The 18,917-nt window shown below is 35.3% G+C and carries 20 protein-coding genes; 13 read left to right on the top strand and 7 right to left on the bottom strand.

Going from position 1 to position 18,917, the window contains the following annotated elements:
- Positions 1-4: 4 nt before the first annotated feature.
- The 4 genes from C7377_RS04680 to C7377_RS04665 all read right to left on the bottom strand — a co-directional run bounded on the left by C7377_RS04680 (position 5) and on the right by C7377_RS04665 (position 3,483).
- A complete protein-coding gene (locus tag C7377_RS04680; RefSeq protein ID WP_133241461.1) occupies positions 5-307 on the bottom strand; it encodes a hypothetical protein in 303 nt (100 codons plus the stop codon).
- Entirely contained in the window at positions 291-1,058 is a 768-nt protein-coding gene (gene surE / locus C7377_RS04675; protein ID WP_116496144.1) for a 5'/3'-nucleotidase SurE, read from the bottom strand. Before surE ends, C7377_RS04680 begins: the two co-directional genes overlap by 17 nt.
- A 170-nt stretch (positions 1,059-1,228) precedes the next feature.
- On the bottom strand, positions 1,229-2,863 hold the full coding sequence (locus C7377_RS04670; RefSeq protein WP_116496143.1) for an AMP-binding protein: 1,635 nt from the start codon (positions 2,861-2,863) through the stop codon (positions 1,229-1,231).
- Positions 2,864-2,952: 89 nt separating this feature from the next.
- The gene (locus C7377_RS04665) at positions 2,953-3,483 is read right to left on the bottom strand and encodes an adenine phosphoribosyltransferase (RefSeq protein ID WP_116496142.1); all 531 of its coding nucleotides are present in this window, start codon (positions 3,481-3,483) and stop codon (positions 2,953-2,955) included.
- Positions 3,484-3,658: 175 nt separating this feature from the next.
- On the opposite strand from C7377_RS04665, the gene dprA reads away from it, so the two are divergent.
- Both dprA and gdhA read left to right on the top strand, forming a co-directional pair.
- Positions 3,659-4,753 (top strand): DNA-processing protein DprA, encoded by a 1,095-nt coding sequence (gene dprA, locus C7377_RS04660; protein ID WP_116496141.1) that lies wholly within the window; start codon positions 3,659-3,661, stop codon positions 4,751-4,753.
- A gap of 218 nt (positions 4,754-4,971) precedes the next feature.
- Entirely contained in the window at positions 4,972-6,309 is a 1,338-nt protein-coding gene (gene gdhA / locus C7377_RS04655; RefSeq protein WP_116496140.1) for an NADP-specific glutamate dehydrogenase, read from the top strand.
- Positions 6,310-6,527: 218 nt separating this feature from the next.
- Here gdhA and C7377_RS04650 read toward each other — a convergent pair whose 3' ends face one another.
- Genes C7377_RS04650 through C7377_RS04640 form a run of 3 tightly spaced genes read right to left on the bottom strand, consistent with a single transcriptional unit; the run spans position 6,528 to position 10,255 of the window.
- Positions 6,528-8,459, bottom strand: coding sequence for a pyruvate carboxylase subunit B (locus C7377_RS04650; protein ID WP_207778411.1), 1,932 nt, complete (start codon positions 8,457-8,459; stop codon positions 6,528-6,530).
- Positions 8,460-8,500: 41 nt separating this feature from the next.
- Entirely contained in the window at positions 8,501-8,686 is a 186-nt protein-coding gene (locus C7377_RS04645; RefSeq protein WP_116496139.1) for a hypothetical protein, read from the bottom strand.
- A gap of 12 nt (positions 8,687-8,698) precedes the next feature.
- Positions 8,699-10,255: an acyl-CoA carboxylase subunit beta gene (locus C7377_RS04640; RefSeq protein WP_116496138.1), complete on the bottom strand. Its 1,557-nt coding sequence runs from the start codon at positions 10,253-10,255 to the stop codon at positions 8,699-8,701.
- A gap of 300 nt (positions 10,256-10,555) precedes the next feature.
- Between C7377_RS04640 and C7377_RS04635 the strand changes: the two genes are divergently transcribed.
- The 11 genes from C7377_RS04635 (at position 10,556) to C7377_RS04585 (ending at position 18,909) form a co-directional block, all read left to right on the top strand.
- On the top strand, positions 10,556-11,113 hold the full coding sequence (locus C7377_RS04635) for a hypothetical protein (RefSeq protein WP_116496137.1): 558 nt from the start codon (positions 10,556-10,558) through the stop codon (positions 11,111-11,113).
- 176 nt (positions 11,114-11,289) lie between these two features.
- Entirely contained in the window at positions 11,290-12,057 is a 768-nt protein-coding gene (locus C7377_RS04630; RefSeq protein WP_116496136.1) for a TatD family hydrolase, read from the top strand.
- Positions 12,058-12,061: 4 nt separating this feature from the next.
- Positions 12,062-13,081 (top strand): asparaginase, encoded by a 1,020-nt coding sequence (locus tag C7377_RS04625; RefSeq protein WP_116496135.1) that lies wholly within the window; start codon positions 12,062-12,064, stop codon positions 13,079-13,081.
- A 105-nt stretch (positions 13,082-13,186) separates the two neighbouring features.
- A complete protein-coding gene (locus tag C7377_RS04620) occupies positions 13,187-13,960 on the top strand; it encodes a MotA/TolQ/ExbB proton channel family protein (protein WP_116496134.1) in 774 nt (257 codons plus the stop codon).
- Positions 13,961-13,981: 21 nt separating this feature from the next.
- Positions 13,982-14,440: a hypothetical protein gene (locus C7377_RS04615; protein ID WP_116496133.1), complete on the top strand. Its 459-nt coding sequence runs from the start codon at positions 13,982-13,984 to the stop codon at positions 14,438-14,440.
- 79 nt (positions 14,441-14,519) lie between these two features.
- Positions 14,520-15,095, top strand: coding sequence for an ExbD/TolR family protein (locus tag C7377_RS04610; RefSeq protein ID WP_116496132.1), 576 nt, complete (start codon positions 14,520-14,522; stop codon positions 15,093-15,095).
- On the top strand, positions 15,095-15,562 hold the full coding sequence (locus tag C7377_RS04605; protein WP_116496131.1) for an ExbD/TolR family protein: 468 nt from the start codon (positions 15,095-15,097) through the stop codon (positions 15,560-15,562). Before C7377_RS04610 ends, C7377_RS04605 begins: the two co-directional genes overlap by 1 nt.
- Positions 15,563-15,692: 130 nt before the next feature.
- Positions 15,693-16,190, top strand: coding sequence for a flavodoxin (locus C7377_RS04600; RefSeq protein ID WP_116496130.1), 498 nt, complete (start codon positions 15,693-15,695; stop codon positions 16,188-16,190).
- Positions 16,191-16,274: 84 nt separating this feature from the next.
- A complete protein-coding gene (gene tsaB / locus C7377_RS04595) occupies positions 16,275-16,955 on the top strand; it encodes a tRNA (adenosine(37)-N6)-threonylcarbamoyltransferase complex dimerization subunit type 1 TsaB (protein ID WP_116496129.1) in 681 nt (226 codons plus the stop codon).
- Positions 16,956-17,009: 54 nt separating this feature from the next.
- Complete coding sequence (efp, locus tag C7377_RS04590) at positions 17,010-17,579, top strand: elongation factor P (protein ID WP_116496128.1); 570 nt, start codon at positions 17,010-17,012, stop codon at positions 17,577-17,579.
- A 127-nt stretch (positions 17,580-17,706) separates the two neighbouring features.
- Positions 17,707-18,909, top strand: a complete 1,203-nt coding sequence (locus tag C7377_RS04585; RefSeq protein ID WP_116496228.1) for an acetate/propionate family kinase — start codon at positions 17,707-17,709, stop codon at positions 18,907-18,909.
- Positions 18,910-18,917: the final 8 nt, after the last annotated feature.

Below are 18,917 nucleotides of genomic sequence, written 5' to 3'. Positions count from 1 at the left end.
TTCCTTAAAAGTATTTAATACTAATCACTAAAAAAGCATAGATGAATGTTGCTAGCAAAACACCTTTGCAAAACTTATCCCAACGAAGTCTGTACATTAAGTAAAAAACCAAAAGGTTAGCCAAAAACACACAAAGTGCTATTATTTTTGAAGTTAGCTCTAAAGTTTGGATTTGTGAAAGAATAGTTTGCAAACTATAAGTACCCATATACTTCACAATATATACGATAAAAAACACAAGCGTAGGTGCAAAAACACCGGCGAGTAGTCCTAAAAACATCTTATCGTATTTAGCCTTCATTCTCATAGTTTTTATTCAATTCCTCTAAATATGCATAATCTGTTAAATCACAGCGAGTAGGAACTATAGAAACATAACCATTATCTAAAGCCCAAATATCAGTATCAGTTGATTCTGGCTCAGTATTTAAATATTTTCCTGTAAGCCAAAAATATTCTTGACCTCTAGGGTCTATATTCTCAATAAATTCTTTATGCCAAATTCCTCTTGACTGACGACAAACTTTAATACCGGAGATATCATTTTCCGGTAAATTTACATTCAAACAAACTCCTTCAGGCAAGCTATTCTCTACAACTTCTTCAATAATCTTTTTTATGTAGGGAATTCCTTCTGTGAAATCAGCTTCCCAGCTATGGGTGGTAATTGAAAAACCGATAGCAGGAATGCCAACTATAGCACCTTCTAAAGCAGCACCCATAGTCCCGGAATAGATGACATTCAACGAAGCATTGGAGCCATGATTAATCCCAGATAAAATTAAATCTGGTTTTTGTCCTAATATTTTATTTAATCCAACCTTAATACAATCAGCAGGTTTACCATTGGTTTTATACAATTTATAGCCCGGTCTACTATCTTTTAATATAACTCTCAAAGGAACAGTTACCGTAAGTGCACTTGACTGTCCTGACTGCGGACCATCAGGGGCAATCACTACGACATCTCCAAATTCTTGTGCTATCTCAGCTAAAAGTGTAATACCCGGCGCTGTGTACCCATCATCATTCGTAATTAATATCAAAGGTTTCTTCATACTTTTATCTTTTGAGAGACCAAAGATAACAAGATTTAGCGCATCGGGAGGAAATACTACATTAAGAATAGTTTAAAAACGAAGGAAAAGAGTTTCTTTAATTAGCACTCTCGTCCTTAAATTATGCTATATCTTTCTACAAAATATATTTATGATTGCATGAACAATAACTACTCCTTTTCTTTATAATCACTGTAGAGATAACGTTTTATACTTTGCTTAGGTGTCTTTTTAAACTCTTCATTCACTCTTTCCATCTTGTAGATTTGCTTATATGACGGTAACGTCTTATTTAACTTTTTACGTTTATCCTCTAACTTTTCAAACATCTTCATTTCATCCCATCCTTTTACTTTGCAATATTCTTCATCTAAATAAACCAAGGCTATCATGCGGTGTTTGCTATCGGTCACGACCACGTTTTCCACAATCATCGGAATGTTATTGATTTCTGCTTCTATTTCTTCAGGATATATATTTTGTCCAGATGGACCTAAAATCATATTCTTGCTACGTCCTCTTATGTAAAGGAAACCATCCTCATCAATCTCTCCAAGATCACCAGTACGTAGCCATTTACCGTCTTCTAAAACGCTTTCTCTTTCTTCAGGTTTTTTGTAATATCCCAACATAACATTATCTCCCCTTGTTAATATTTCGCCTACCCCCTTTTCTCTTCCTTTCTCTTCATCCAATTTTAACTCCATGCGATCAACTACTTGACCACAGGATTGAGATTTAAATTGTTTCCAAGGACTATAGCTGATTAATGGCGCACATTCTGTAAGTCCATACCCCACAGTGAACGGGAATTTTATTTTCTTCAATAATTCTTCGACTTCAGGGTTTAGTGCAGCGCCTCCAACAACAACTTCTTTGAAGTTTCCTCCAAAAACATCAGAAAGTTTTTGATTGATTTTCTTATAAATAATTTTATTAATTAATGGAATACTTAACAAAAATTTCATTTTATTAGTCTCAAGCAACGGCTTCAAGTTCTTTTTGTAAATCTTTTCCAAAACAAGAGGAACCATAAAGATAAGACTTGGTTTCACTTCTTTATAAGCTTGCACTAAAAGGCTTGGAGACGGTATTTTCTCAAGATAATAAACATGTATTCCTCTACAAAATGGCCATAAAAATTCAAAAGCACATCCAAAAGCATGGGCGAGCGGTAATAGAGAGACCAATTTTTCACCTTTATCTAAAGGCATTCGATCAAATGCATATTCAACATTAGAATGCAGATTTTGTGCTGTAAGCATTACTCCTTTAGAAAAACCACTTGTTCCTGAAGTATACGAAATCACAGCTAGCTCTTTTTCTGGAAGTGGATTATAATGAATATCTTCTTTTGCAAAGCTGTTACTTAGGGTAAACTTTTTCGCCTCATCTCCCTGAAGAAGTGAAAAATCATTTACACTATAAACTCCTTTAAAATTCTCAATGGTAACTTCTCCAAGGTTTTCATACAATTTATCATTTGAAATTAGCAAGACTGAGTCAGAATGTTCTAATATATGCAAGACTTCCTCTTTGCTAAAATCAGGTAATATAGGCACCACTACGGCACCATAGGTCATAACTGCGAGATAAGAAGTTGCCCATTGTGAGGAGTTGCGCCCCAAAAGTGCAATTTTCTCTCCTTTTTCAATATTTAAAGATCGAAATAAATCGTGCAGTCCATTAATTGTAGTGGCTACATCCTTACCTTTAAAATCTTTTCCTTTATAATCAGAGAACATTGGCGAATCCCAACATTCTTTCATCGCTTTTTCAAATAAATTTACCAATCTGTTTTCCATTGTTGTAGTATTTGTTATAGTTGATTATTACCCTCTCAGTTTCAGATACTCAAAGGGTTAATAAATGTATTGAACGTAAAAATTGATTTTTAAAAATGAAATAGAGAATAGATTTCATGATTTTGAGGAAGACGGTCTCTTCCGTTCAAAAAATCAAGTTCTATCAAAAAATTTACATAGGTTTCTTGAACATTAAAGTTGTTAATTAAATCAATAGAAGCTGCAGCTGTACCTCCTGTAGCAAGTAGGTCGTCATGCAACAAAACTATATCCTCATTATTCAAAGCATCTTTATGAATTTGAATTTCATCGAAACCATATTCTAAAGTATATTTCTCAGAAAATACACCATAAGGTAATTTCCCCGGCTTACGTATTGGAACAAATCCAGCATCAAGCTTATAGGCAAAAAGTCCTCCTAAGATAAAACCTCTACTTTCTAAGCCAACTACTTTAGTAATTCCTTTGTCTTTATAATAATCATAAATGTGATCAGCTACTGTAGCTAGGTGTTTGTGTTCTTTTAGAAGTGTCGTAATATCTTTAAACACAATTCCTTTTTTAGGAAAGTCTAGCACATCTCGGATAGATTGCTTAGCTGATTCCATATTTTCATTCATATTTCCTATTTTCTATCATATTTTGCTACTGAAATACAGTAGGCAAAAAAACTTAATGGTTTATTCGTATTTTCAAAGATAAAAAAACAAATATTATCTACAATAAATGTGAACAAAATACTATTATATTGCTATTTTTCTTATTTTAGACAAACTAAACTTATTTTTTGCTCTTATGCTTTATGCTATTGCACTTTCCCAACTAAAAGGCGTTGGTTTATCTACGGCTAAAAAACTCTTAGAACTTACTGAAGGAGATGCAAAGGCACTCTTTATTACTGATGTAAAGGAGTTCAATTTATCGAATGTACATTTTAAGAAAATATTAAGCAGAAAATCCAAAGACGAAGCTCTGTATTTAGCAGAGCAGGAACTCAATTTTATTCACAAGAATGATATTACTCCACTTTATTTTAAAAATAAAGATTACCCTTCTCGATTGATAGAATGCAAAGGGGCACCGATTATTCTATATCAAAAGGGGAAAACAAATCTCAATCCACTGCGAGCAATTAGTATCGTAGGTACTCGACAGCCTTCGCAACAAGGAATAGATACCACTAAAATGCTGGTAAAAGAAATTGCTCGTTCCTTCCCAGATACACTTATTGTTAGCGGTCTTGCTTACGGTATCGACATTACTGCTCATAAAGCTGCTCTTTTTCATCATTTACCCACAGTAGCTGTATTAGGACATGGGATGCAGATGCTTTATCCAGCAATACATCGAAGTATCGCTAAACGTATCATTAATGAGCAAGGAGCACTAGTGACTCAATATAGCAGTAAAACTAAAGTAGTTCCCCAGAATTTTATAGAACGAAATACCATTGTTGCGACCATTGCTGACGCAACACTTGTGGTAGAATCTAAAGAAAAAGGCGGTGCTATGGCAACTGCATATCTTGCAAATTCATACAACCGTGATGTATTAACAGTTCCGGGAAGCATTTATAGTGAAAATTCAAAAGGCTGCAATGCGCTTATAAAAAAACAAATCGCTGCATTGATAGAAAATGTTGACGATATAGCTTATGCACTTGGCTGGGAGGCAAAAGGAAAGCCAATCCAACAAAATTTATTATTTGACCTCTCTATTGTAGAACAAAAAATCACTTCACTCTTGCAACAGAAGGGAAAAATGAGCTTAGATGCCATTTGTTCCGAACTTCAGACTTCTACAAGTGAGTTACTTCCTGTCATTACTCAACTAGAATTTAAGGATTTAATACTGGCACATCCGGGGAAATTCTATAGTTTAAAAAAGTAGATTTTATGAGTTTTATTTCATTTTTAATTAGAAACTTATCAGACAAACTAAAAACTGCTAAAGAACATACAAATAAGCACATATAACCAACTGAATATCAGCTCACTTTAACGTTTGCATATTTTTAATAAAACATTTGCAAATTATAGAAAAATCAGTACTTTTGTTCCTACATAAAGTTAAATCATTTATTTAATATATTTAAAAGAATTTAAGAGATGAGTAAGCAAATCGATCAATTCATGGAGAGCCTTAAGAGTAGAACTCCAGGCGAAAGTGAATTTCATCAAGCAGTAGAAGAGGTAGTAGAAACTATTTGGGATGTGTATCAAGCTAATCCTAAATACAAAGAGGCTAAAATACTTGAGAAAATGGTAGAGCCTGAGCGAGTATTTATGTTTAGAGTACCTTGGACAGATGATAATGGCGAAGTACATATCAACAGAGGTTATCGTGTACAGTTTAACAGTGCAATAGGACCATACAAGGGAGGTCTTCGTTTCCATCCAACTGTATCTTTGAGTGCTTTAAAATTCTTAGGTTTCGAACAAACGTTCAAAAATGCACTTACTACACTTCCTATGGGGGGCGGTAAAGGTGGTTCTGACTTCAACACAAAAGGAAGATCAGACAATGAAATCATGCGTTTTTGCCAAAGCTTCATGACTGAGCTAAGCAAATATATCGGACCTAATACTGACGTACCTGCTGGTGATATCGGTGTAGGCGGACGTGAAATCGGTTACCTATTTGGTCAATATAAGCGTATTCGCGATGAGTTCACTGGTGTTCTTACTGGAAAAGGAAGAGAATTCGGTGGATCAATCTTACGCCCTGAGGCAACAGGATATGGTGCAGTTTACTTTGCTCAACACATGTTGCATGAGCAAGGAGATTCTATAAAAGATAAAAAAGTAGCTGTTTCTGGTTTTGGTAACGTAAGCTGGGGTGCTGTTTCAAAATTAACAGAACTTGGTGCTAAAGTAGTTACTATTTCAGGTCCTGATGGATATGTTTACGATGAGAATGGTATCAATACTCCTGAAAAAATCGAATATATGTTAGAATTGAGAGCTTCTAACAATGATGTTGTTGAACCCTATGCTGAAAAATTTGGTGCTAAATTCTTCGCGGGCAAGAAACCTTGGGAGTGCAAAGTTGATATGGCTTTCCCATGTGCTATCCAAAACGAATTGAATATTGATGATGCTAAGCAATTGGTAGAAAACGGCTGTAAATTTGTAGTTGAAACTTCAAATATGGGTTGTACTGCAGACGCGGTTAACTACTTAGTTGAGAATTGCACATTCGCTCCAGGTAAAGCAGCTAATGCTGGTGGTGTTGCTGTTTCTGGATTAGAAATGGCTCAAAACTCTATGCGTTACGGATGGACTGCTGAAGAAGTTGACGAGAAATTACATAGAATTATGAAAGATATCCACGATACTTGCGTTGAGTATGGGAAAGATGGTAATAAAGTAAACTATGTGAAAGGAGCCAACGTTGGTGGATTTATCAAAGTTGCTGAAGCTATGCTAGCTCAAGGACACGTATAATCACCCGATAGATTTAATCATATAATTAAAGGAGGAACTATCTATTTTAGGTAGTTCCTTTTTTTAGGAGCAATTGTAAGAATCTAACAGACATGTTTATTAAGAGAAATTTATTGATTATACACTAATCATCTTTCCACACAAACGCTTTTGCAACAAAAAAAGGATGTCTCGTTGAATAGACATCCTTAAATTTACAGTTTAGCTGTTTAGTTATGTTATTCTTCTGGCTCTACAATCAATAGAACATCATTTTTCGCAACAGAATCACCAGAGTCTAGTTTTATTTCTCCAACAATACCGCTCACTTTAGTTTCGATATTATTCATCATCTTCATCGCTTCAACTACTACTACTACATCTCCTGCATTAACTTTATCTCCTTCTTTAACCTTATATTCCACAATCATTCCTGGAATTGGGGCTAGAATACTGCCTTTGCCTGCACCACTATCCTCTTGTTTTTCTTTTTTCTTACGCTTTCTTGGCATCGCTGTTGAGCTCATGCTAGCGCCACCCATCAAAGAGGTTGGTACTGACACTGTGAATTTTTCACCATCTACAAAGACTTCCATTTCTTCCATGCTTTCATCTCCGCCTTTTTTACTCGTCAATTCACCTGAAAGTGCTTTTTCAATTAATTCTTTCTCTTTCTTTACATCCTCCATTGTTTTAGGTTTCACTTCTTCTGGAATTGGTTCTAAACCATATTTCCATTTTAAGAAGCGCTTTCCTGTAACTGGATATAGCGCGAAAAGCACTTGATCATCAATATCTTTAGCAAGATCACCAACTTTTTCTTTAACTTGATCCATTTCTGGTTCTAAAATACTGCCTGGGCGAACAGTAATAGGCTCCTCGCCTCTTGGGTATCCTTTCAGCGCTTTTGCCCTTACTTCAGGATTTATAGGCTCGGTAGTTTCTCCATATAAACCATAACACAAATCTTTCACTTCCTGTGTTATTTTAGCATATTCACCTTCATAACTATCAAATAAAACATTATTAACTGTCTGAACTCCAACAATTTGAGAAGTAGGTGTAACCAAAGGTATATTACCTAAATCTTTTCTAACCTTAGGTAATAATTTGAATACTTCATCAATTCTGTCTAGAGCATCCATGGCTTTCATTTGATTTACCAAATTAGAAATCATACCACCTGGAGTTTGATGCAGGATTACATTGATATCAGTAATACCATACTTAGGATTATTATCTAAATGTCTATATTTTGGAATAATCTCTTCTTCCATTTTATCAGAGATATCGGTTATTTTCTTAATATCTAAACCTGAGTCTCTGTTAGTTCCAAGCAAAGACATAATCAACGGCTCACATGCAGGATGAGATGTACGATAAGCATAAGGTCCTATACATGTATCTACAATATCTACTCCTGCTTCTATTGCTTTAAAAATAGCTAAGTCTGCCATTCCTGAAGTAAAGTGAGTATGCAGATTTATAGGTGTGTCTGTGATTTTTTTAATTTCACGAATAAGATTATAAATATCATAAGGTGAAATAAGTCCAGCCATATCTTTTATACAGATAGAATCAACACCAAAGTCTTCTAGTTCTCGTACCTTATTCAAATAGTAATCCATATTGTACACTTCGCCACCTAAGCGAGGCTCCGTAAGTGTATAACAAACTACACCTTGGAAGTGCTTTTTATTGTCTTTTATAACTTGAGCTGCTGTTTCAAAGTTTCTAAAATCATTCAGCGCATCAAAACAACGGAAAATATCCATTCCATTATCAATAGAACGTTGAACAAATGCTTTCACTACATCATCTGAATAATTTCTATAGCCAACTACATTCTGCCCACGAAGTAACATAAAGAATGGTGTTTTAGGCATATATTTCTTAAGGGTTCTTATCCTCTCCCAAGGATCTTCTCCTAAAAACCTGTGCATCGTATCAAACGTAGCTCCTCCCCATGTCTCTACGGCATGGAAACCTACTTCGTCTATCATCTCTGCAACAGGGATCATATCCTCCGTACGACCACGCGTAGCAAATAAAGACTGATGACCATCTCTGAAACTTAGGTCTTGAATTTTAATCGGGTTGGCAGCTTTTGGTCTGTCTGCCTCGTATTTTACTTGTGTCATTTCTAAGACACCGTGCTTATCGTATTTCACTTTTTCTGATTTTATAGTTTTACTTAATTTTTTAATGCAGGTTACCAATTATAGGTACCAAAGCCTCTACCATATAAATGTGGAGCATTTCGAGCTTGTGTAGCTCTGTACAATCCCATTAATCTCCATCTACTATCTTCCTCGACCTGATTGTTCTTTTGTTGAAGAGCAATCATCGTTGCGACAGCAATAGCAGCGGCTTTTCTTTTCTTCTCTTGTAATGTCATATAATTTTCTTTTTATAATGGAATATTACCATGCTTCTTAGCAGGAAGAAGTTCTGTTTTATTAGCCAATGCCTCTAAGCTTGAAATTAATCGTATTCTCGTTTCCGAAGGTAAAATTACATCATCTATATAACCTCTTTCGGCAGCAATATATGGCACGCTAAATGCTTTTTCATATTCATCTATTTTTTCTTGCGTTTTTGCTGCTTTATCCTCTGCCTCTGATATTTCTTTACGATAACTAGAAATAACTTCTACAGCACCTTTAGCACCCATTACTGCAATTTCTGCTGTTGGCCATGCGAATACCATGTCAGCACCCAAAGATTTAGCACTCATAGCCAAATAAGCACCTCCATAATCTTTACGACAAATCACTGTCATCTTTGGAACTGTTGCCTCAGAGTAGCTCCAGAGCAACTTAGCTCCATGACGAATAATACCGCCCCACTCTTGCTCAACTCCTGGTAAATATCCGGGTACATCAACAAAAGTGATAATAGGGATATTAAAGGCATCGCAGGTACGAATGAATCTACTTATCTTATCAGAAGCATCAATATCTAAAGTACCTGCAGAAATCATCGGTTGGTTACCAATAACCCCGACACTACGGTTGTTCAACCTTCCAAATCCTACAATTGCATTTTCTGCATAATGCTCATGCACTTCCATGAAATCCTCATCATCTAAAATCTCACGGATAATGTCTTTCATATCGTAAGGTACTTTAGGATCATCAGGAATGACCGTATCCAATTTCTCACACACTCTATCAGGAGAATCACCCATAGGAACCATAGGTGGACGTTCCATATTATTTGAAGGCAAATAGGTTAATAAGTCACGAATCTGTTCAATTGTGTCTTCATCATTATCACAAGCAAAGTGCGCATTACCACTCTTTGTATTGTGTACCATTGCACCACCTAGATCCTCAAAAGTTGTTTCCTCTCCCGTTACGGTTTTAATTACGTAAGGACTCGTGATAAACATGTGGCTGGTTTTCTTCACCATAAATACAAAGTCTGTCATAGCAGGAGAATATACTGCACCACCAGCACAAGGTCCCATTATCGCAGAAATCTGAGGTACTACACCTGAAGCGCGAGAATTTCTGAAAAATATATTCCCATATCCTCTAAGGGCATCTACTCCTTCTTCAACCCTAGCTCCACCGGAATCGTTAAGACCAACTAAAGGAGCTCCTGCTTTCATCGCAAGATCCATTACTTTACATATTTTTTTAGCATGCATTTCACCTAGCGAGCCTCCTCTTGAAGTAAAATCTTGAGAAAAAGCATAGACAGTGCGTCCGTTAATTAGCCCATGACCAACTATAACTCCATCAGAGTTTATATCTACTTTTTGCATTCCAAAATTTACTGAGCGGTGTTTTATAAAGGTATCTATTTCTTGAAAAGTTCCTTCATCAAAAAGCAAATCCAAACGCTCCCTCGCATTTAGTTTGCCTTTTTCTTTTTGCTTTGTGAGGCGCTGGTCTCCTCCCATCAGCTTGGCTTTTTCTCTTTTTTCTTTTAAAAGAGCAATTTTTTCAGCTACTTTCATATTGTTATTTTTATTTTAAGATTTTGATTATTATTCTGGTTTCTAACAAAACTAATGTTTTCATTTGTTTTTTTTTATTATTTAATTACATGTTCTACAACAGAAGCTCAAGATACAATTAAAGATATTTTCCATTTACATAGATGTCAAAATTCTAAAATGGTATCATTTGTTAAGTTCAAAAATTGTTTAAATAAATAATGTAAAAACCGTCCCCTCATGAGGAAAAAACACTAAATTGGACCACAATATACATATTTAAAAATTTATGAAAATTAATTCTGCTATTTTTTTTTAGTTGTGTTCCTATTTTTTTGTTTAAAAGGATATTCTCAAAGCAACAATGAGGTTCGTATCTTTTATGGTTTTGCTGATAATGACCTCATGCGCGCGTCATTAGACGGTGACGCAAGTTATGATAACGAAAATTGTTATGAATTAGGAGTAAAATATTTAAGAGAATTAAAACCACAGTTATCCTTAGAAACTGGTGTGACTCTTAGTAGCGGAACAGTAAAAATTACTTCTGCATACACAGGAACTTATCAACTCTTATCAGCCAAATATGAAGATTTTAAAATAATAGCCATCCCAGTGTACCTAAACTATACTTTTGGCAACTATTTCTTCTGCAATGGAGGGGCTTTCTTGCATTTCCAAAGCAAGGATCGTAGTTTCAATACGCAATCAGGAATTGGATTTGGTTTAGGGATAGGGGCAAAATACGAGATCAATAATTTCTCATTTTATATAAATCCCACTTTCAAAACACACACAGTAATTCCATTTCAAAATGAACAATATCTACAAAGATTGATTGGTGGCAGTATCCAGTTCGGTATTGGTTATACATTTTAGATGGACAATATAATTATTCCTAGGATAGATTATCTATTCAAATTTTAAGAAGAGGGGACAGTATCGCTTAATCAATTCTAGTTACTACGCATAGAAGAAATAATATTTACACAACAGCAAAGTGAAGACTATTCTCTCAACTTTTTTTTGTTTTTTTGTGTAAGAAATTTATACCGATGAACTTTATAGATACCCACGCACATATATATGTAGAAAATATGATAGAGGATAGTGACAATATCATCTATCGAGCAAAACAGGCAGGCATTAGTAAAATACTGATGCCAAATATAGATGTTGCATCAATTTCACCCATGCTCTCACTAACAAAAGAATTTCCCAACTATTGCTATCCAATGCTAGGGCTACATCCTTGCGACGTGAAAGATGATTATAAAACAGCACTAGACGCTATATTCTCCCAATTTTCTAGTGAATATATTGCTGTAGGTGAAATTGGACTAGATTTGTATTGGGATAAAACCACACTTAATCGGCAAATAGATGCCTTCCGATATCAAGCTGATGTTGCCATTGAAAAAGAACTCCCTATTTCAGTACATGTGCGTGATGCTTTTCCGCAAATGCTCGAACTATTGGAAGATTATAGAGGGAAAGGACTAAAAGGAGTTTTGCATTGCTTCACCGGCACATTTGAGCAAGCAACACAGGCGATTGACCTAGGCTTTTACTTAGGCGTGGGTGGCGTTTTAACATTTAAAAATTCTGGGGTTGATAAAACTTTAGCGAATATAGGGTTAGAACATCTTATACTAGAGACAGACAGTCCATACCTAGCACCTTCCCCATACAGAGGGAAACAGAATGAACCTTCTTACTTACCTCTAATAGCGAAACGATTGGCAGAAATACATCATATTAATATAGAGGAAGTGGCTAAACAAACAGCTCAAAATGCCAATCGCCTCTTTAAACTAAGCTAAAGATATGCAACGAAAAATTCTAATAATATATACAGGTGGAACTATTGGCATGATTCAAAATCAAGAAACCGGAAGTTTGCAGCCTTTCAATTTCGATAAAATTTGGGATGAATTTCCAGAATTAAAGCGTTTTGCACACCAACTCGATACTATAGCCTTTGAACCAGCTATAGATTCTTCTGATGTAACCGTGGAAGTTTGGGTAAAGCTTGCTAAAACGATAAAGACTAACTACAATCAATATGACGGCTTTGTTGTATTGCATGGAACCGACACGATGTCCTACTCTGCTTCTGCTCTGAGTTTTATGCTAGAGAATCTGCAAAAACCAATTATTTTCACTGGTTCGCAACTTCCTATAGGAATGCTACGTACCGATGGAAAAGAAAATTTCATTACTGCTATTGAAATTGCTGCAGCTTACAAAAATGAAAAAGCCATCGTTCCTGAAGTCGCTATATTATTCGAGGATAAACTCATGAGAGGCAATAGAACCACAAAACACAATTCTGAAGATTTTGATGCCTTTCATTCCTACAACTATCGAGAACTTGCTAATATAGGTATTCATATTAAATATAATCATCATCGTATTAATGAACCAAGTTCGGGGCATTTCGGTATTAATACAAAGATGGATACAAACGTTTGTATTTTAAAACTATTCCCATCTATTGGCAAGGAAATAGTCCAAAGCATCATTTCTATTCCTAATTTAAAAGGAATAATCTTAGAGACTTATGGCGCAGGCAATGCCATGACAGATTCTTGGTTTTTAGAAATGCTGAGACAAGCAATAAATAGAGGCATTCATATTATCAATATTTCCCAATGTAAAGCGGGTAGTGTGAATATGAATATTTATGAAGCAGGAAGAGGACTAGCAGAGGCGGGTGTAATCGATGGCGGCGACATGACTACAGAGGCTGCCTTAACAAAATTGATGCACCTTTTAGGGCAAAATTTATCTTCTGAAATGTTAAGAAAACGTTGTCAAACAAGTTTAAAAGGAGAAATATCATAATATTTCTTTACATGTTTTGTTTTTTTTTCGTATTTTGGTCGTCGATTATCAATTGAAACAAATAAAAAGTGTTTAATACTAAATTTTAATAAATTATTTTAAGTTATGAAAAAATTAATTGCATTAGTAGCATTAATCATGATGCTTACAATTGGAGCTGCTAACATTGCGGTTGCACAAGATGACGCTAGTGAAACTGTTCAGGTAGAGCAAAATGACCAAGGACTTCACAAAGTAGTAAAGAATAAATTCATTGAGGGTGGAGCAATCTTCATGAGTTTCGTACTATTATGTCTTATTTTAGGTTTAGCTTTTTCAATTGAGCGTATTATTTACTTAGGTCTTGCTTCTTCAAACAAGAAGAAACTTGTTGCTAAAGTTGAGGATGCACTTGAAAACGGCGGTGTAGAGTCTGCTAAAGAAGTAGCACGTAACACAAGAGGACCATTAGCAAGTATCTTCTATCAAGGTCTTGATCGTTATGACCAAGGTATAGAGATGGTAGAGAAATCTGTTGTTTCTTACGGTGGTGTACAAATGGGACGTTTAGAAAAAGGTTTATCTTGGATTGGACTATTTATTGCTTTGGCTCCGATGTTAGGTTTCATGGGTACAGTAATCGGTATGATTGGTGCATTCGACAACATCCAAGCTGCAGGTAATATTAGTGCAACTATTGTTGCGGGAGGTATTAAAGTTGCCTTGATTACAACTGTATCTGGTTTGATTGTTGCGATTATCCTTCAAGTATTCTATAACCTTATCGTATCAATGATTGACAGCCAAGTTAACGACATGGAAGATGCTTCTATTTCTTTACTTGACATGATTGTTAAGCATAAAGCAAAGAATGTTGATCGCGTAGTTGTTACACACTAATCTAAAAAATTCATTATTAGTATGAAAAATATATCAAAAATTGTATTATATATCATTATAGCTATTACGGTAGTAGTTATGGGATTATTCTACTTTGGCGGTGGTACGGAAGGTGCACTTTCTACTGCAACTGATGCAGATGTATTCTATCAACCAAACTACACCTCATTAGCTTTGAACCTAGCATTTGTATTGATGATAGTTGCTATTGCAGCTGCATTAATCATTGCGATTTGGGGATTTATACAATCTCCAAAAGAGTCTATGAAAAGTCTATTAGGACTAGCTTTATTGGCAGCTGTCGTATTTGTAGCGTATATGCTTACTGATACTGATCCAGTATTATTATCTGACGGCAGAATGTTCACAAATGAATTCCGACTAACACTAGCTGGTGTTTGCATCTGGACTTCTTGGATATTATTGATACTTACTATCCTTTCAATAGCGTTTTCTTACGTTATTAAGTTGACGAAGTAAAATAAATCTGTGAATGAGTTTAAAGATAAAGCTTCATTAAGAACTTTATCAGATTTTAATAAAATAAAGAAAGTATAATATGGCTAGAAGAAAAGCACCTGAATTGAATGCGGGCTCTATGGCAGACATCGCTTTCTTGTTACTAATATTCTTTTTGGTAACAACTACGATGGATACACAGACCGGTATTTTCAGGAAATTACCTCCGATGGAAAAAGTAGATAATCCACCTAAAATTGAAAAGAGAAATCTTCTTTCTGTATTGGTTAATAAACAAGATCAAATTCAGATGAACGGTGAAGAAGTGAGAATTTCTGAAATCACTCAAAAAGCTCGTGAATTTATTGAAAACAAAACCAATAGTGAAGATCGTCCAGAAAAAAAGATGACTCAAATTGAAGGCTATGGAGAAGCTGAAGTTTCTAAAGGAGTAGTTTCTCTGCAAAATGACCGTGGTACTACTTATGAAGTATACATTGCTGTACAAGATGCTTTAGCAACTGCATTTGAGCAAATTAGGGAAGATAAAGCGAGAGAAGTGTATAAAAAGTCTTATAACCAATTGGTTCAAGACAAGGAAGAGGAGAAAGTAGAGGTCATCAAAAAGATGGTACCTATGTCTATTTCTGAAGCAGAACCTAAAAACATAAAATAATGGCTAAATTTACAAGAAGCGGAGAAAAGGAAACACCTGCTATTTCCACAGCATCACTACCAGACATTATTTTTATGCTCTTGTTTTTCTTTATGGTTTCTACCACAATGAAAGACAGTGATCCTGTAGTAACAGTGCGTCCGGTCTCTGCAAAGGAAGTTACACAACTTGAACGTAAAGAATTGGTTACCAACATTTCTATTGGTAAACCAATTGAAAAATTTCAAAAAGTATTTGGTAAAGAAGATCGTGTAGAACTGAACGGTTCGATACGTAATATTCAAGATATACCATCATTTATTGCCAACCAGCGTGCAGAAATTGCTGAAGCTGAGCAAAACAAGATGATTGTTTCGCTAAAGATTGATAAAAAATCTAAGATGGGTATTGTAACAGCGGTTAAGCAAGAATTGAGAAAAGCAAGTGCGCTTAAAATCAGTTATTCTGCATTGCCAAAGTATGAATAATAAACATTTACTACATTACTTATAAAAGGAAAAAGGAGCAAATTTTGCTCCTTTTTCCTTTTATAAATTTGTTATCTAAGATATTTTATCTATTTTTATCGAGTCTTAATTAAAATAAATAAGTAATAATATGGATACAGTAATTTTATACGGTTCTTCTGGAGGTAATACTGCAGATGTTGCTGAGAAAATCAAAGATGCTTACGGAGAGGGAGTCACAGCAATCGATGTAGCTGACGCAAGCGAGGAAAACCTAAATGGTGAGTTTATTATTCTAGGTATATCAACATGGGGCATTGGTGATTTACAGGATGATTTTGAAGACTTTTTAGATACTTTGAAAGAAGCTGATTTATCTGACAAAACCATTGCCTTATTTGGATTGGGTGACCAAGATGGTTATCCTGACACATTTTGTGATGGCATGGGCTTAGTTTATGAAGCTGTAAAAGACAATTGCAAAAAGGTGGTAGGTTTTACATCGACTGATGGATACGAGTTTGATGAATCTATCTCTGAAGTTGATGGTCAATTTGTTGGTCTGGTTATCGATGAAGACAATCAGTCAGAGCTTACTGATGGACGTATCGAAAAATGGGTAAAACAAATTAAAGAAGAAGTAGCATAAATTTCAAAGAATAGTCAAACTAACTTGTAAAGGCATGCAGTACTCTGTATGCCTTTTTTGTGAAAAACAATTTATCTTTGTTGCATGGCTTTAATATTAAATATAGAAACTTCAACCGCTATTTGCTCCGTAGCTTTGGGCAATGAAGGCGAACTTGTGGCAGAAAAGATTGATACCGAAGGGCAAAATCATGCTAAACTAATCACGGTTCTCATTAAAGAACTTTTGAAGGATTCAAAGTACTCGATGAGTGACATTGACGCTGTAGCTATAAGTCAAGGTCCTGGATCCTATACAGGTTTGCGTATCGGGACTTCTGTGGCAAAAGGTATTTGCTATGCATTACAGATTCCTCTGCTTACCATCAACACACTACAAGCCTTAGCTAATAACACTTCTCTCTCTGCTACTGGCTTACGTTGTCCTATGATAGATGCCCGACGTATGGAAGTCTATTGTCAACTTTTTAATGCAGACTTAAAACCTTTAAGTGAAATAGAAGCTAAAATATTAGACGAAAAGTCATTTTCATCATTATTAGAAAAGCAAGAAATTGCATTCTTCGGGAATGGTGCTGAGAAATTCAGTGAAATATGTCATTCTCCAAAAGCTAAGTTCTTCAATAACATATATCCTAAGGCATCACAAATGATTCTACTGGCTCAAAAAGCTTATCTAGACAAGGATTTTACTGATGTGGCTTATTTTACGCCGTTCTATCTGAAGAAGTTTCAAGTGACGACCTCTAAGAAGAAACTTTTATAAGGATTTTTACAAAGAAAAAACTACCTTTGCATTCAAAATAAAAGTATACATTGTATGGCATCAACAGCAGATTTTAAAAATGGAATGTGTATTCATTTCAAAGATGGATTATATTTTATCGTAGAATTTCAACATGTGAAACCAGGTAAAGGTCCTGCATTTGTAAGAACAAAGCTAAAAAATGTACAAACAGGCAGAGTTTTAGAAAATACTTTTGCATCTGGAGTCAAAGTTGAAGAAGCTAGAATTGAGCGTCGTCCCTATCAGTTTTTGTACAAAGACGATATGGGATATCATATTATGCATGTAGAAACTTATGAACAATTGGCACTGCAAGAAGAAATGATTCCTAACCCAGAATTATTAAAAGAAGGTGACGCTATTGAACTGGTGGTACATGCTGATACAGAAACACCTCTGCTAGCAGATATGCAACCTTCTGTTGATATGGAAGTAACTTATACAGAGCCAGGCTTGCGTGGTGACACTTCATCTACAAATTCACTAAAACCTGCTACTATAGAGACAGGCGCAACAATAATGGTTCCGTTGTTTATAAACACTGGAGACATTATCAAAATAGATACAGCGACAAACGCATATAAAGAAAGAGTTAAGTCTTAGAAAAATTAAGAGATTTGTTTGCGGACAAGTCTCTTTTTCAATACTTTTGAATCGTAAAATAGTAAGCCGTGTAAATACGCACGGCTTTGTTCCGTTAATAGATGATAACCAAACATATAAAAAGAAAATGAATATTTTAGTACTTAACTGCGGTAGCTCATCCATAAAATACCAACTGCTGAACTTGGAAAATGGTAATGATGGAGAAATAATGGCTAAAGGATTAGTAGAGCGTATTGGATTGGAAAATGGTATTATAAACCATAATGCTGAAGAAAAAATCAAGAAAACAATGCCTATTCCTGATCATGCAAAAGGGATCAATGCCATTTTTGAGCTGTTAGTAGATAGTGAAAATGGTGCAATTTCTTCATTAGATGAAATAGATGGTGTTGGACACCGTGTAGCCCATGGTGGCAGTTTTTTCAACGACAGTACACTGCTCGATGATGAAGCTATTGAAAAAATAGCACAATGTGCTGAGCTTGCCCCCCTACATAATCCCGCAAACCTAAAAGGTATTTTAACGGTAAAAGAAAAAATGCCTGCAGTACCTCAAGTGGCTGTTTTTGACACAGCATTTCACCAAACACTTCCATCAAAAGCATTTATGTATGCTTTACCGTATGAAATGTACACGGACTTAAAAATTAGGAAATATGGGTTTCATGGAACCAGTCATAAGTTTGTAGCAGAAAAAGCTTGTGATATTTTGGGATGGAACATTAAAGACAAAAAAATCGTAACATGCCACTTAGGAAATGGTGCTTCAGTGTGTGCAATTAACAAAGGACAATCTGTAGAAACTTCTATGGGATTTACACCAAACGAAGGTCTTATTATGGGTACACGTACTGGTAACCTTGACCTTGGAGCTTTACTATATATCGCGGAAAAGAAACACTTGAATATTGGCCAAGCAAATACACTAATAAACAAGGAAAGCGGTATGCAAGGTATTTCAGGAATTTCTTCAGATATGAGAGACCTTGAAGATGCAGCCGCTGAAGGAAATGAACGCGCACAATTAGCATTAGATATGTTTTCTCATCGTGTACAAAAATTTGTTGGTTCTTATATTGCTATCCTCAATGGTGTGGATTTAATTGTATTTACTGGAGGAATTGGTGAAAATGATGCTAATACCCGCAAGAAAATTTTAGAGAATTTTGAATACATAGGGTTATATGTTGATGTTGAAAAGAATAACATCAGAGGCAAGGATGCTATCATAAGTACTGACGACTCGAAAGTGCTGGCAATGACAATAACCACTAACGAAGAGTTAGTAATCGCTAAGGATACAAAAAGACTTATTAAACAATCATAAAAAGTATA

It is taken from the genome of Balneicella halophila, from assembly GCF_003096835.1.
GTDB lineage: Bacteria > Bacteroidota > Bacteroidia > Bacteroidales > Balneicellaceae > Balneicella > Balneicella halophila.
The sequence above is the reverse complement of the archived record's forward strand: the minus strand, read 5'-3'. Positions and strand labels throughout refer to the sequence as shown.